This is a genomic window from Lentzea sp. NPDC051213 (assembly GCF_044455585.1).
GTDB lineage: Bacteria > Actinomycetota > Actinomycetes > Mycobacteriales > Pseudonocardiaceae > Lentzea.
Window position 1 is genome coordinate 881196 of the sequence record NZ_JBITEX010000003.1, and the last position, 13606, is coordinate 894801.

Here is a 13606-nt window from a genome sequence, read left to right on the forward strand (position 1 = left end):
TCAGCCCTTCGCCAACTGAGCTCGCTCCTTGAGCGGCTCCCACCAGGCGCGGTTCTCGCGGTACCACTCGACCGTGTCGGCAAGACCCACGGCGAAGTCGACCCGCGGCTGGTAGCCCAGCTCGGCGGAGATCTTGGAGATGTCGACGGAGTAGCGGCGGTCGTGGCCCTTGCGGTCCTGCACCGGCTCGACGGACGACCAGTCGCGTCCGGTCGCGGCGAGCAGCTGCTCGGTCAGCTCGCGGTTGGTGAGCTCGGTGCCGCCGCCGATGTTGTAGATCTCACCCGCCCGGCCGGCCTCGGCGACGAGCTGGATGCCGCGGCAGTGGTCGTCGACGTGCAGCCAGTCGCGCACGTTGAGGCCGTCGCCGTAGAGCGGCACCTTCCTGCCGTCGATCAAATTGGTGACGAAGAGCGGAATCACCTTTTCGGGGAACTGGTACGGCCCGTAATTGTTCGAACACCGGGTGATGCTGACCGGCAGTCCGTGCGTGCGGTGGAACGCGCGGGCGAGCAGGTCGGAGGACGCCTTGGAGGCGGAGTAAGGCGAGTTCGGCTCAAGAATGTGGGACTCGGTCCACGAGCCCTCCTCGATGGAGCCGTAGACCTCGTCCGTCGACACGTGCACGAACCGGCCCACGCCCGCGTTCAGCGCGCCCTGCAGCAGCGTCTGCGTGCCGAGGACGTTGGTCAGCACGAAGTCCGCGGATCCCGTGATGGAGCGGTCGACGTGCGACTCGGCGGCGAAGTGCACGACGACGTCGACGCCGTTCATCTGCTCGGCGACCACGCCGGCGTCGCAGATGTCCCCCTGCACGAACTCGAACTTGCCGGCGACCGCCGCGAGGTTGGTCTCGCTGCCCGCGTAGGTGAGCTTGTCCAGCACCACCACTTCGGCACCCGCGAAGGCCGGGTACGAGCCGCTCACCAACTCCCGCACGTAGTGCGAGCCGATGAAACCGGCCCCACCTGTCACCAGTACGCGCATGCCATTTCCTCCTGTGGTGTTCCCCGCTCGCAGTCTGTCACGTAGTCAATCGTTGCAACCCACAGCAACGTCACGTCGTGTGTCTTATAAACGACTAAACTCGACGTAGTGGGGGAGGGACCAGCAGTGGAAGGCAGGACTCTGCCGGTACGGGTGGACGCCACCCGGCCGTCGGCCGCTTTCCGCGCGTTCCTGGTGACCGGCCGGATCTTCGTCGCGCTCGTCTCGGCCGCTGTGCTCCTGGTCACGTCGTACGGCTGGGCGAAGCTTCGCGCGGCCAACGACGGCATCGTCAAGACCGAGGTCATCTCCGAGGACATCGCGAAGGACGCGGGACGCAAGCCGCTGGACGGCGCGGTCGACATCCTCCTCGTCGGCATGGACAGCCGCACGGACGCGCAGGGCAACCCGCTGTCGAAGGAAGTGCTGGCGCTGCTCAACGGCGGCTACGCGGACGGCGAGCAGAACACCGACACGATGATCCTCGTGCACATCCCGGTGGACGGCACGCGCGCGGTGGCGATCTCGTTCCCGCGCGACTCCTACGTCGAGATGGCGGACGGGTTCGGCAAGCACAAGCTCAACTCGGCGTTCGCCCGCCAGCGCAACACCGTCGACCAGGAGATGCGCTCGAAGGGCGAGACCGACGAGGCGAAGATCCGCACCGAGTCGATGGCCGCCGGCCGCAAGACGCTGATCAAGACGATCGAGAACATGACCGGCGGATCGGTGCGCATCGACCGGTACGCCGAGGTGAACCTGGCGAGCTTCTACGAGGTCACGAAGGCCATCGGTGGCGTCGAGGTGTGTCTGAAGGAGGCCACCGCGGACTCCGACTCCGGCGCGAACTTCAAGGCGGGGCAGCAGATCATCGAGGGCAGGGAGGCGTTGTCGTTCGTGCGGCAGCGCAAGGGCCTGCCCGGCGGCGACCTCGACCGGATCGTGCGGCAGCAGGTGTTCATCGGCGCGCTGGCGAAGAAGGTGCTGTCGACCGGCACGCTGACGGACACGGACAAGCTGAACGGGCTCGTCGAGGCCGTGCAGAAGTCGGTGATCCTCAGCGCGGGCTGGGACATCACCACGTTCGCCGAGCAGATGCAGGGCCTGGTGGGCGGCAACTTCGAGTTCCGCACCATCCCGGTGGGTGACCCGATGGACACCTACGGCGACGGCAACGTGTTGCCGGTGAACCCGGCGCAGGTGCGCAAGTTCCTCACGAACCTCGCCTCGGACAAGCCGGCCACCAGCTCGTCGTCGCCGACCACGGCCACCTCGCTGCCCGCTCCGCCGAACTCGTCGATCACCGTGCAGGTGTACAACGCGGCGAACGTGCAGGGGCTCGCGAACCAGGTGATGAACACGTTGGCCGCCAAGGGTTTCCAGCGCGGTCTCGTGGCATCGGCGCAGGAGCTCGGCGACACCACCGTCGTGCGGTACGCGGCAGGCGAAGAGGGTTCCGCGCGCAAGGTCGCCGGTGAGCTCGGGCCGAACGTGACGGTCGAGCAGAACGCGTCCGTCCGAAAGGGACAGGTGCAGGTCTTCGTCGGCACCGACTACCAGTCCCCCGCCGACGGCGAGGACGTCGACCCGCAGGGCGCGCCCGGCACGCCGTCGGTCCCGTCCTCGAGCAGTGTTCCGCCGATCACAGCGGGCGGCCTGGTCTGCGTGAACTGACGGAAATCCCGCGTCGCGGGATTCTGATCGTTACGCTGAGCAGGCAAATCCCGTACCTGGAGGACACGTTGAGCGCCGCTGCACGCGCGAAGAAGACCGCCCTGGTCGCCGGCCGGACGGTCGTCGCGCTCGTCGCCGTGACAACGTTGGCGTTCTCCGGCTACTTCTGGACGGCACTGCGGCTCGTCAAGCAGAACACCAACACCACGCAGATCCTCGAGGTGCTGGACGACATCCCGAACTCGCCGCCCGTGGAGGACGGCGCGATCGACATCCTGCTCGTGGGCAGCGACAGCCGGACGGACGCGCAGGGTCGTCCGCTACCCGCCGACGTGTTGCGCAAGCTGCGCACCGAGGGCACCGACACGGTGAACACGGACACGATCATCGTGATGCGGGTGCCGCGCAACGGTGGCAAGGCGAGCGCGATCTCCATCCCGCGCGACACCTACGTGCCGATCGCCGGTTTCCGCGAGGACAAGATCAATTCGGCGTACGGCGCGGTGAAGTTCCTGACCGCCGAACGGCTGCAGGCCGAGGGCGTGAGTGACCAGCAGGAGCGTGAACGCAAGTCCGACGAGGCCGGGCGCAAGGCGTTGGTGCAGGCGGTGCAGGAACTGACCGGGATGCGCGTCGACCACTACGCCGAGATCAACCTCTACGGGTTCTACCTGCTGACCGAGGTGATCGGCGGCGTGAAGGTGTGCCTGAAGGCCGGCACGTCCGACCCGAACTCGGGCGCGAACTTCGCGGCTGGCGAGCAGGTGATCTCCGGCGGCGACGCGTTGTCGTTCGTGCGGCAGCGGAACATGCCGGGTGGTGACCTCGGTCGCATCGCGCGGCAGCAGGTGTTCATGAGCCAGGCGATGAAGCAGCTGCTGTCCGCGGGCACGTTCACCGACCCGGGGAAGATGAACGGTCTGCTGGACGCGGTGTCGAAGTCCGTTGTGGTGGACGAGAAGCTCGACCTCGCGACGCTGGCGACGCAGGCGCAGGGCCTCGCGTCGGGCAACGTGGAGTTCGCCACGATCCCGGTGACGAACATCGACGCGCGCAACGAGCGCGGCCAGAGCGTGGTGACGGTGGACCGCGAGGCGGTCAAGGCGTGGGTCGCGCAGCTGATCGGCGAGACGCCGAAGCCGGCGCCGTCCTCCGCTACCCCGACTCCCAGCTCGAGGTTCGGCCCTGAGAAGCTGCTGTCCCTGGACGGCTCGCACGCCGTTCAGGTGCAACCCAGCGTTCCCTGTGTCGACTAGGAGTTCCGCGTGAGCGTGACCGAGATCCTCTTCACGCCGTTGCTGAAGGCTGATTCCGGTCGTCCGCTGATCACGCACTACGACGACGCGGCGGGCTCGCGCATGGAGCTGTCCCGCGCGACCATCGCGAACTGGGCGGCGAAGACGGCGAACTGGCTGCGGGACGAGCACGACGTCGAACCGGGTGACCCGGTGGCGGTGCTGCTGCCCGCGCACTGGCAGACCGCCGGGCTGCTGCTCGGCGCGTGGTGGTGCGGTGCCCGCGTCGTCGGTGCGGGCGAGGACGCCAAGGTCGCCGTGGTGCCGCCCGGCGGTACCGCTGAGGCGGAGGTCGTGGCCGTGGCCTCGTTGCACCCCTGGGGTGTGGGTTCCGGCGCCCCCGTCGACTACCTGGACGACGTCCGCGCGCACGGCGACGACTTCACGCCGTGGGAGCCTCTTCCCGGCTCGGCGCCCGCCCTCGGCGAATCCACTGTGGATGATCTGGTGGCGCAGGCGCGAGAACTCGGCGCGAAGCTCGGCAGCGAGCCGCGGGTGCTGTCCACTCTGGAGTGGAACGTGCCTTCCGGTGTCCTGGAAGGGTTTCTCGCGGTGCTCGCGGCCGGTGGCTCGCTGGTGCAGGTGAGCAATCCCGACGCGGGCCTGCTGGCCGCGCGCCGGGACACCGAGAAGATCACGCAGCAGCTGGGTTGAGCACCTTGCTGTTCTTGAACAGCACCCGGTCGAGCGCGTAGGCGCCACCGTTGAAGCCGAGCGCGAGCGCGGCGGCGCCCAGCGCCACGACGAGCTCCGAGCCACCCTCGCCGAGCAGGCCGTTCGGCAGGTGCACGAGGACCAGCGCGCCGATCATGTCGACCGCGAGCAGCAGGCCGACGATCGGCAGCGCGACACCGGCGATCAGCGCGATACCGCCGCCGAGCTCGACCGTCGCGGCGAACCACGCGGAGATCGTGGGCAGCGGCACACCCATCTTCTCGAACGACCCGGCGACACCGGCCATGCCGAACTCGGTGAACTTCTGCCAGCCGTGCGCGACGAACACGATGCCGATGCCGATGCGGCCGATGAGTGCGGCGACGTCCTTGACCATGGTGCTGATCCCCGATCCCTGTCGTTTGGCTGTCGGTAGTTCAACTTCGAACCAAAACCTAGTACAGGTTTCAACGACCTCACGATTTCGACAGGAACCCAACAGCTACTTCTTAAGTTGCACGCCGTCACCGTTCCCGTTCGTCAGGGTCAGCGTGCTGCGGTCGATCTTGTACGCGATCTTGTCCTTCAGCGCGGCCAGCACGGCCTTCTCGACGATCATCTCGTTCTCGCCGCACGCCTTGTCGGTGTACACCAACGGCTCGAACGTGATCATCTGTCCGTCCACCTTGTACGCCCCGCCACCGCTGTTGCAGCCGGCGAACACCTCGACCTTGCCGTTCGCGAACTTGACGGTCGCCCGCACGTCGCCGGGGATGGACGAGGCGGTCTCGCCCTGGAGGAGGCCGTTGAGCTTCCACTCGCCGCCCTCGAGCGTCGCCGGCGCCTCGGCCGAGAGCACGATCTCCGAGTCGGCTCCGGTGACCACCAGGTTCGTACCGTCCATCCGCCACGACGGCTTGGCCGTCAGGAACTTGGCCAGCCACTCGTCCTGCGCGTACAGGTCGGGGTTGGGGCAGCCCATCTGCGTGATGGCGAGCTCTGCCGCCGCGATCTTCCCGCCGTCGAGGGTGACCGGGGCCTGCATCATGTTGCAGCCGGCCCTGGCGTTCAGTCTGCCGTCGTCGGTGAAGCTCAACTCGACCGACGTGCCGTCGACGAGGGGGCGCGGCTTGCCCTGCTCGGTGACGGCCGTGGAGAGGAACACCTTGCCCTGCAGCGCGGCGCTGTTGCCCTGCGCCCCCTGGGACCTGTCGCCGCAGCCGGGGGTGACGGCGAGCAGCGTGACGACCAGCGCGGCGAGGAGGATTCGGTTGCTCATGAACGTAGGACGGAACACAGAATCTCCTGGGTTGCCCGAAGGCCGGACCTGAGTCCGGCCTTCGGCATGTTCGACGTCACGGAGACAGGGACTCCGCGAAGTCGTAGAGGCTCTTGATGTCGTTGTCGAAGTACGGGCCGTCCATCTGGGCCGGGTCACCGTGCCGGTGGCTGACCACGCTGTTGATGTAGCCGAGCCCGTTCTGGTCGTTGTACTCCTGCAACCACGGACCGCCACTCGAGCCGCCGGTCATGTTGCACCAGGCCCGCACCTGCTGGCCGTGGCCGTTCCAGGTCGTGCCCTGGCAGAAGTACTGCAGCTCACCGGTGAACGGCGGTCCCGCGGGGTAGCCGAGGATCGTCACCGCCACCGAGTAACCCCAGTTCCAGCGCAACCCGTTGCCACCCACGACGTTCGCGATCGAGTTGCCGCCGAGGGTCTGCATGATGACGATGCCCATGTCCTCATCGCTGCTGCTGGAGTTGATCCAGGCCGTGCGAGCGGTGAGCTGGTAGGCGCTCCACGTGCCGAACGGCCGTGCGCCGTTGCGGTAGCGCGGAACGAAGACCCAGTTGCGCATCCACTGGCCACCAGAACCGCCGTGCACGCAGTGCCCCGCCGTCTGGACCAGCTTCTTCTTGCCACTGTTGACGGTCGCACCCGAGCACACGTAGTTCAGGTTGTTGACCGGGTTGGTGAAGTACACCTTCCCGACCGTCTGCGACTCGTTGAGCATGACGCCGATGCCCTGCGCCTGCTGGTTCTGGACCTTCACCGACGGCGCGGCACCGGCGATGCTGCCCGCACGCCCCGAGGGCTGGGGTGCGGAAGTGGTCTTCACCGTGGCAGGAGCCTCGGCCGGGATCGCGGCGGCCATGCGCTCCGGAGTCCAGTAGGACTCGCCCGCGGCCGTCGACTGGATCTTGTTGTCGGAGGTTCTGGCCAGGCTGGCCGAGCTCCCGTTCGGTGCCGCCTGCGCGGTCGGCACCAGCACGGAAGCAGCCAGCACGAATCCAAACGCTAACGAAACAGTTCTTTTCGCTCTCATTCGAAATACCCCACTAAACGAGGTTAACTTGCGGCATCGGAAACGTATCGAGGCCTCTGACCTGCTGTCTAGGGTGCAATTAAAGTTGCTCTATTCAGCAGAACTCCCATTCCATGTCGGCCAGAAAAAGGTCCATCCGGGCCATTTCCTTGCCTGATGTGCAGGATCGGAAAGCGCTATCCGATCAGTTGATCTTGAAGTTGGGGCTTGACAGTCGACGGCCGGCGGGGCTTACTTAACCCAGAGGTTAGATAACCAAGTGGTTAGGTACGAGATGGACCAGCTGAGCGCCACCTTCGCCGCACTGGCGGACCCGACCCGCCGGGCGATCCTCGCGCGGCTGACCGAGGGCCCGGCAACGGTGAAGGAGCTCTCCGAGCCGTTCGACATCAGCGGCCCGGCGATCTCCAAACACCTGCGCGTGCTGGAGAAGGCAGGCCTGATCACCCGTGGCAGGGAGGCCCAGTGGCGCCCCTGCCAGCTCGACGCGACACCTCTTCGCGACGTCGCGGTCTGGGCCGAGAACTACCGACGCTTCTGGGACGCGAGCTACGCACGCCTGGACGCACTGTTGACCGAGATGAAGGAGCAGGAATCATGACCACCAAGTTCGGCACCTCCGTGTCCCTCCCGTCCGACACCGAGATCGCCATGTCCCGTTCGTTCGACGCCCCGGCCACCCTGGTCTGGGACGCGTTCACCAAGCCGTCCCTGATCAAGCGCTGGCTGCTCGGCCCCGACGGCTGGGAGATGCCGATCTGCGAGGTCGACCTGCGCGTGGGCGGCAAGTGGCGCTACGGCTGGGCGCAGCCCGACGGTTCCGGCGCGTTCGAGATGTACGGCGAGTACTCCGAGGTCACGCCTCACTCGCGGGTCGTGCACACCGAGCACTTCGAGGACAACCCGCCGGCCGTCACGACCATCACGTTCGCTGAGGTGGATGGGCAGACGACCATGACCACCACCATGCGGCTGGTTTCGCAGGAGGCCCGGGATGCCGTGCTGGCTACCGGGATGTCGGATGGGGCTGGGCGCAGCTACGAGCGGCTGGCCGAGGTTCTCGCCACCCTGTAACCAAGGTCATACCTTGGGCGATGGTTTGCGTAGCAGACACTCACGCAAACCCGCCCAGGGGTGGCCATGGACACGTTCTTCCTGGTGATCATGGCAGTCGGCTTCGTCATCGCCGCCTACGGCCTCGGTGTCTACGTGACCGAAGAGGCCGCCAAGCGCAAGAAGGCTCACGAGTCCGCCACTCAGGCTGTAGAGAACAAGACGCCTGCCACCCTCGCCGGCCACGGATCAGAGCAGCAGGCGGAGTTCGATCGGACGCTCATCCGCACGTTCCTCTTCCTCGACGAGAACTCGATCATGAGCCTGTACAGCCAGACGGCACACGCGGCGGGCGAAGCGACGAAGATCGAAGTCGAGAAAGGGCGTCAGAACGAAGGCACGCTGGGCGTGAAGGCCTCTGTGTTCGAGGCTGCGGGCAAGCGCGGCAGTTCCGAGACCGTGCGGGAAACGTTCGAGGCAAGAACGAACGCTGAACGCGCGCTCGATCTGGTGATGAAGCAGCTTGCTGCGAGCAACTCGCTGGACCAGCTCGATCTGACAGTGCAGCAGCCCAAGCACAAACGGTCAATCTTGACCTCCTCCCTGGTCGACCTTTTCAGTGGCACGTCGTCCGATTCCCGCCTGCGATCCATGCAGGGTTACGTGAAGATCAAGGCGGAATACCGGGTCGCTTCGACGGACGACAACAACATCGCCTTGTACGCGTCGAGCGACGGGCTTGCAGAGATCAGCCTTTCGTTCAAACACGTGCAGCTGACCAGATACGGGCAGACCCTATTCGCGGACGGCAGGTCCGTCACGGCCATCTGCTTCGGCCTCGCGGCGCGGTGGGAGGAAGACCGGTCAACGCTGGTCGTGTTGCCCACCGCGCTGTACTTCGCCTGATGGCACCGTTCATCCACTTCGGACACGGCGGAGCGTAATCACCTGACGTGGCAACGGTTCCCCCGGTCAGGTGCTCGACGTCCGGTTACGTTCGGGGCATGGGACGTTTCTTCGCAGCTCTGGCCCTCACGCTCGGCTTCGTCGCGCTGTCCGCTCCCGTCGCTGCGGCGGCCGCGCCGACACGTTGGGAAGTTTCGCCGTGCGCGTCCGGGCAGAAGGCGCTTTGGATGCCGCGCGTTGACAAGTTCGGCACCGATCTCAGTTGCACGACTGAGGAAGTCCGTGCTGCTGCGGTGAAGGCGGCCGTGGACAGCGGTAGTCCGATGCGGATGATGAACATCGCGATCGCGTTCGCTCAGCAGATCTCCGACTCGTCGTTGACCGCGGAGTCGCCGTGTGTGCTGGGGGCCAAGGGGGCGATCGGTGAGGCGATCGGGAGCTGTGTGGCGGCTTGAGCTCGGTGATCTTGTCGGTGGTGTCCGGCACTATCCGGGATGAGGACACCATCTGGGGGGATTGCTGTGATCGTGCAGGGTTCTGGCGACCTGCTGGACGCCGAGGTCGATGCGCTGGTGAACGCGGTGAACTGCGTCGGCGTGATGGGCAAGGGGTTGGCGCTGCAGTTCAAGCAGCGGTTCCCGGAGTACTTCGCGACGTACGCATCGGCTTGTGCGGCCGGTGAGGTGCGGCTCGGACGGGTGCACGTCGTGGAGGTGGGGCGGCCGCGGTGGATCGTCAGCTTCCCCACCAAGGGGCATTTCCGGTCGCGGTCCAAGCTGTCCGACGTCGCGGACGGGCTGGACGACCTGGCGCGGGTGATCGCGGAGCTGGGCATCCGGTCGATCGCCGTGCCGGCGCTCGGCGCGGGCCTCGGCGGGCTGAACTGGGACGCCGTGGAGCCGTTGATCGTGGAGAAGCTGGGATCGCTGGACGCGACCGTCACCCTCTACCGGCCGGGGAGCCGGCCATGACCGGCTCCCCCCAGACCAACTCAGCCGTTGAGCACAGCGCGCGACATAACAACGCGCTGAACCTGATTAGTGCCCTCATAAATCTGCGTGATCTTGGCATCACGCATCATCCGCTCAACCGGGAAGTCACGCGTGTACCCCGCGCCACCGAACAACTGCACCGCATCCGTCGTGACCTCCATGGCCACATCAGAAGCGAAACACTTGGCAGCAGCGGTGATGAAGCCGATGTTCGGCTCCCCACGCTCAGCCTTGGCGGCGGCGACGTAGACCATGTGCCGAGCAGCCTCGATCTTCATGGCCATGTCGGCGAGCATGAACTGCACACCCTGGAAGTCCGAAATGGACTTCCCGAACTGCTTGCGGTCCTTGACGTACGCGACAGCGGCCTCGAGAGCGCCCTGCGCGATGCCGACGGCCTGCGCACCGATCGTCGGGCGCGTGTGGTCCAGGGTCCGAAGTGCCGTCTTGAGGCCCGTGCCCGGCTCACCGATGATCCGGTTGGCGGGGATGGTGCAGTTCTCGAAGTAGATCTCGCGGGTCGGCGAGCCCTTGATGCCGAGCTTGCGCTCCTTCGGGCCGACCGAGAAGCCGGGGTCGTCCTTGTGCACGACGAACGCCGAGATGCCCGCGGACTTCTTCGCGGCGTTGGGGTCGGTCACGGCCATGACCGTGTACCAGGTGGACTCGCCGGCGTTGGTGATCCAGCACTTGGTGCCGTTCAGCACCCAGTCCGAGCCGTCGAGAACGGCGCGCGTGCGCATGGAGGCTGTGTCGGAGCCCGCCTCGCGCTCGGACAGCGCGTAGGAGGCCATGGCCTCGCCGGACGCGATGGAGGGCATGACCAGCTGCTTCAGCTCTTCGGAGGCCGAGAGCAGGATCGGCATGGTGCCCAGCTTGTTCACCGCGGGGATCAGCGACGAGGAGGCGCAGACGCGGGCCACCTCTTCGATGACGATGCAGGTGGCGACGGAGTCCGCGCCCTGGCCGTCGTAGGACTCCGGGACGTGGACGGCCGCGAAACCTGACTTGACCAGGGCGTTGTGTGCCTCTACCGGGAAGCGCTCGTTGTCGTCGACCTCGGCCGCGAACGGCTTGATCTCCTTCTCGGCGAGCGAGCGGACGGCCTCTCGCAGCGCCTCGTGCTCCTCGGCGAGCTGATAGGTGCCGAAGCTCGGGTTCACCTTGTTACCTCCCAGTAGCGAGTCCTCGGCACGATGTTAGCGCCCGTTCACGTCGGGCGCCGCTGTGCTGTTGAGCACTCAGAGGGACTTCTGCAGCGCCGCGTCCTTGTCTAGTACGAGCTGCTCGAGTTCTGCCTGGAAGCGGGCCATGCGCTCCTGCAACGCGACGTCCGACGCGGCCAGCACGCGGACGGCCAGGAGGCCTGCGTTGCGGGCTCCGCCGACCGAGACGGTCGCGACCGGGACGCCTGCGGGCATCTGCACGATCGAGAGCAGCGAGTCCATGCCGTCGAGGTACTTCAGCGGCACCGGCACGCCGATGACCGGCAGCACCGTGGCCGAGGCCACCATGCCGGGCAGGTGGGCGGCGCCGCCCGCGCCCGCGATGATCACTCGAAGGCCGCGCGACGCCGCCGACGTGGCGTAGTCGAGCATGCGCTGGGGGGTGCGGTGCGCGGAGACGACGCTCACCTCGAACGGCACGTCGAACTCGGCGAGCGCTTCGGTGGCTGCCTTCATCACCGGCCAGTCCGAGTCGCTGCCCATGATCACGCCAACCTGAGTCACTCCGAGCTCCCGTGAATGTCGTATCCGTCTGACCAAATGCCGGTGGACAGCCAGTCCGCGGCCAGCCGTGCGCGCTGGCGGACCTCGGTCATGTCGTTGCCGAGGAACGTCACGTGCCCGACCTTGCGGCCCGGCCGTTCCTCCTTGCCGTACAGGTGCACGTGCGCGTCCGGGAACCGGGCGAACAGGTGGTGCACGCGCTCGTCCGGGCCCATCGTGGGCGTTTCCCCAGCTCCGAGCACGTTCGCCATCACCACGGCGGGCGCCATCAGGTCTGTGCGGCCCAACGGGTAGTCCAGCACCGCACGCAGGTGCTGCTCGAACTGCGACGTGCGCGCGCCCTCGATCGACCAGTGGCCCGAGTTGTGCGGGCGCATCGCGAGTTCGTTGACGACCACGTCGCCGCTGGAGGTCTCGAACAGCTCGACGGCCAGCACGCCCACGACGCCCAGCGCCTCGGCGACCTTCAGCGCCAGTTCCTGTGCGGCGGCACCGTCCAGGCGAGGAGCGGGCGCCAGCACTTCGACACAGATGCCGTCGGACTGCACGGTCTCGACGACCGGCCACGCGGCGCCCTGCCCGAACGGCGAGCGCGCCACCACGGCCGCCAGCTCGCGGCGCATCGGCACGCACTGCTCGACCATCAGCGGCGTCCCGGCCTCCAGCAGCTCGGGGACGACCAGCTCGGCGCTGTGCGGCTGGTTCAGCATCCACACGCCACGGCCGTCGTATCCGCCGCGGATCGCCTTCAGCACGCACGGCCAGCCGTGCGTGGCACCGAAGCGGAGCACGTCGCGGACTTCGTGCACCTCGGTGAACGGCGGCACCGGGAGTCCCAGCTCGGCCAGCTTCACCCGCATCTTCAGCTTGTCCTGCGCGTACTGCAGCGCGTCCGGACCGGGGTGCACCTTCACGCCGTCCGCGACCAACGCACGCAGGTGCTCCTGCGGCACGTGCTCGTGGTCGAACGTGACGACCTCGCAGCCCTTCGCGAACGCGCGCAACGCGTCCAGGTCGGTGTGCGTACCGAGCACGACGTCGCGCGCGACCAACGCGGCGGGGTCGTTTTCCGATGCTGCGAGCACGCGAAGCGACTGGCCGAGCGGGATCGCGGCCTGGTGCGTCATGCGGGCGAGCTGCCCGCCGCCGATCATGCCGACGACTGGGAGACGGGTACGGGAGTCCACGGTTCAGGCAGCCTACCTGCAGCTTCCGACTCGCTCACCAGCAGATCCAGGCGCTGAGCGGTGACACTGCCCGCCGGTGCGACGTGGATCACGAGTCGCTGGTCGTGCTCGGGCGCGCCGAGCACCTCGCAGTCGAACTCCAGCACGCCGAGAACGGGGTGCCGCAGCCGTTTGCGGGCCGACCGGCGGACCGCCACGTCGTGCTGCGCCCACAGCCGGGCGAACTGCGGGCTCGCCATCAGCTCGTCGACCAGCTCCCGTGCGGCGGGGCGGCGGGCGACCGTGGCCCTGAGGTCGGCGACGTGTGTCCTGGCGACCTCCTCGCGCTCCTCGGCGGGCACGCGGTCCTGGTCACCCAGGAAGAAGGCGCGCAGCAGGTTCAGGCCGGGGCGAAGGTCCGGGTGCACGAGCGCCGCCCGCGGTGTCCACGCGAGCACGTCACCGACGTCGGTGACAACCATCGCGATGTCGTCACGCAGGCGGTCGAGCAACAGCCGGACGCCGGGGCGCACTTCGCCACCGGACGCGGGTTCCTCCGGCACGGCCTCGCCTGCCAGCCGGAACAGGTGGGCGCGCTCGTCGGGGTCGAGCTCCAGCGCGCGAGCGATGCCGTTCAGGACGGACACCGACGGACGCGGGCCACGAGCCTGTTCGAGGCGCGTGTAGTAGTCCACGGACATGCCCGCGACCGCCGCGATCTCCTCACGTCGGCGCCCCGGTGTGCGTCGCCGGCCGTTGCCGAGCGGCGCCATCCGCTCGCGGCGGCTGCGCAGAAAACCCGCCAGTTCACGCATGTCTCCA

The 13606-nt window shown here is 67.3% G+C and carries 16 protein-coding genes; 8 read left to right on the plus strand and 8 right to left on the minus strand.

Translation table 11 applies throughout. The annotated features are described in order from the left end of the window. A complete protein-coding gene (gene rfbB / locus ACIA8G_RS17160) occupies positions 1-987 on the minus strand; it encodes a dTDP-glucose 4,6-dehydratase (protein ID WP_396419446.1) in 987 nt (328 codons plus the stop codon). Positions 988-1113: 126 nt separating this feature from the next. Between rfbB and ACIA8G_RS17165 the strand changes: the two genes are divergently transcribed. The 3 genes from ACIA8G_RS17165 to ACIA8G_RS17175 all read left to right on the plus strand — a co-directional run bounded on the left by ACIA8G_RS17165 (position 1114) and on the right by ACIA8G_RS17175 (position 4610). Next, a complete protein-coding gene (locus ACIA8G_RS17165; protein WP_396419447.1) occupies positions 1114-2661 on the plus strand; it encodes an LCP family protein in 1548 nt (515 codons plus the stop codon). A 68-nt stretch (positions 2662-2729) separates the two neighbouring features. After that, positions 2730-3917: an LCP family protein gene (locus tag ACIA8G_RS17170; RefSeq protein ID WP_396419448.1), complete on the plus strand. Its 1188-nt coding sequence runs from the start codon at positions 2730-2732 to the stop codon at positions 3915-3917. Positions 3918-3926: 9 nt separating this feature from the next. Further along, positions 3927-4610 (plus strand): TIGR03089 family protein, encoded by a 684-nt coding sequence (locus ACIA8G_RS17175; protein ID WP_396419449.1) that lies wholly within the window; start codon positions 3927-3929, stop codon positions 4608-4610. Here ACIA8G_RS17175 and ACIA8G_RS17180 read toward each other — a convergent pair. The 3 genes from ACIA8G_RS17180 to ACIA8G_RS17190 form a co-directional block, all read right to left on the minus strand. After that, positions 4591-5007 (minus strand): DoxX family protein, encoded by a 417-nt coding sequence (locus tag ACIA8G_RS17180; RefSeq protein WP_396419450.1) that lies wholly within the window; start codon positions 5005-5007, stop codon positions 4591-4593. The two genes, ACIA8G_RS17175 and ACIA8G_RS17180, sit on opposite strands and share 20 nt — an antisense overlap. A 105-nt stretch (positions 5008-5112) precedes the next feature. Beyond that, complete coding sequence (locus tag ACIA8G_RS17185) at positions 5113-5889, minus strand: META domain-containing protein (protein WP_396419451.1); 777 nt, start codon at positions 5887-5889, stop codon at positions 5113-5115. Between the two features lie 76 nt (positions 5890-5965). Beyond that, positions 5966-6898, minus strand: a complete 933-nt coding sequence (locus ACIA8G_RS17190; RefSeq protein ID WP_396419452.1) for a trypsin-like serine peptidase — start codon at positions 6896-6898, stop codon at positions 5966-5968. 313 nt (positions 6899-7211) lie between these two features. Between ACIA8G_RS17190 and ACIA8G_RS17195 the strand changes: the two genes are divergently transcribed. From ACIA8G_RS17195 to ACIA8G_RS17215, 5 genes are all read left to right on the plus strand, one after another. Continuing rightward, positions 7212-7538: an ArsR/SmtB family transcription factor gene (locus ACIA8G_RS17195; protein WP_396419678.1), complete on the plus strand. Its 327-nt coding sequence runs from the start codon at positions 7212-7214 to the stop codon at positions 7536-7538. Continuing rightward, the gene (locus ACIA8G_RS17200) at positions 7535-8011 is read left to right on the plus strand and encodes an SRPBCC family protein (RefSeq protein WP_396419453.1); all 477 of its coding nucleotides are present in this window, start codon (positions 7535-7537) and stop codon (positions 8009-8011) included. Before ACIA8G_RS17195 ends, ACIA8G_RS17200 begins: the two co-directional genes overlap by 4 nt. 66 nt (positions 8012-8077) lie before the next feature. Continuing rightward, on the plus strand, positions 8078-8896 hold the full coding sequence (locus ACIA8G_RS17205; protein ID WP_396419454.1) for a hypothetical protein: 819 nt from the start codon (positions 8078-8080) through the stop codon (positions 8894-8896). A 98-nt stretch (positions 8897-8994) separates the two neighbouring features. After that, positions 8995-9351, plus strand: a complete 357-nt coding sequence (locus tag ACIA8G_RS17210; protein WP_396419455.1) for a hypothetical protein — start codon at positions 8995-8997, stop codon at positions 9349-9351. A 66-nt stretch (positions 9352-9417) separates the two neighbouring features. After that, positions 9418-9867 carry a macro domain-containing protein gene (locus ACIA8G_RS17215; protein ID WP_396419456.1) on the plus strand — a complete coding sequence of 150 codons (450 nt, stop codon included), beginning with the start codon at positions 9418-9420 and terminating at the stop codon, positions 9865-9867. 20 nt (positions 9868-9887) lie between these two features. Here the strand turns inward: ACIA8G_RS17215 and ACIA8G_RS17220 are convergent, their stop codons facing one another. The 4 genes from ACIA8G_RS17220 to ACIA8G_RS17235 all read right to left on the minus strand — a co-directional run bounded on the left by ACIA8G_RS17220 (position 9888) and on the right by ACIA8G_RS17235 (position 13599). Further along, entirely contained in the window at positions 9888-11051 is a 1164-nt protein-coding gene (locus ACIA8G_RS17220; RefSeq protein ID WP_396419457.1) for an acyl-CoA dehydrogenase, read from the minus strand. 78 nt (positions 11052-11129) lie between these two features. Then, positions 11130-11618, minus strand: a complete 489-nt coding sequence (purE, locus tag ACIA8G_RS17225) for a 5-(carboxyamino)imidazole ribonucleotide mutase (protein ID WP_396419458.1) — start codon at positions 11616-11618, stop codon at positions 11130-11132. Then, the gene (locus tag ACIA8G_RS17230) at positions 11615-12805 is read right to left on the minus strand and encodes a 5-(carboxyamino)imidazole ribonucleotide synthase (protein WP_396419459.1); all 1191 of its coding nucleotides are present in this window, start codon (positions 12803-12805) and stop codon (positions 11615-11617) included. The genes purE and ACIA8G_RS17230 overlap by 4 nt, the downstream gene beginning before the upstream one ends. After that, on the minus strand, positions 12769-13599 hold the full coding sequence (locus tag ACIA8G_RS17235) for a helix-turn-helix transcriptional regulator (protein ID WP_396419460.1): 831 nt from the start codon (positions 13597-13599) through the stop codon (positions 12769-12771). Before ACIA8G_RS17235 ends, ACIA8G_RS17230 begins: the two co-directional genes overlap by 37 nt. Between the last annotated feature and the right edge of the window lie 7 nt (positions 13600-13606).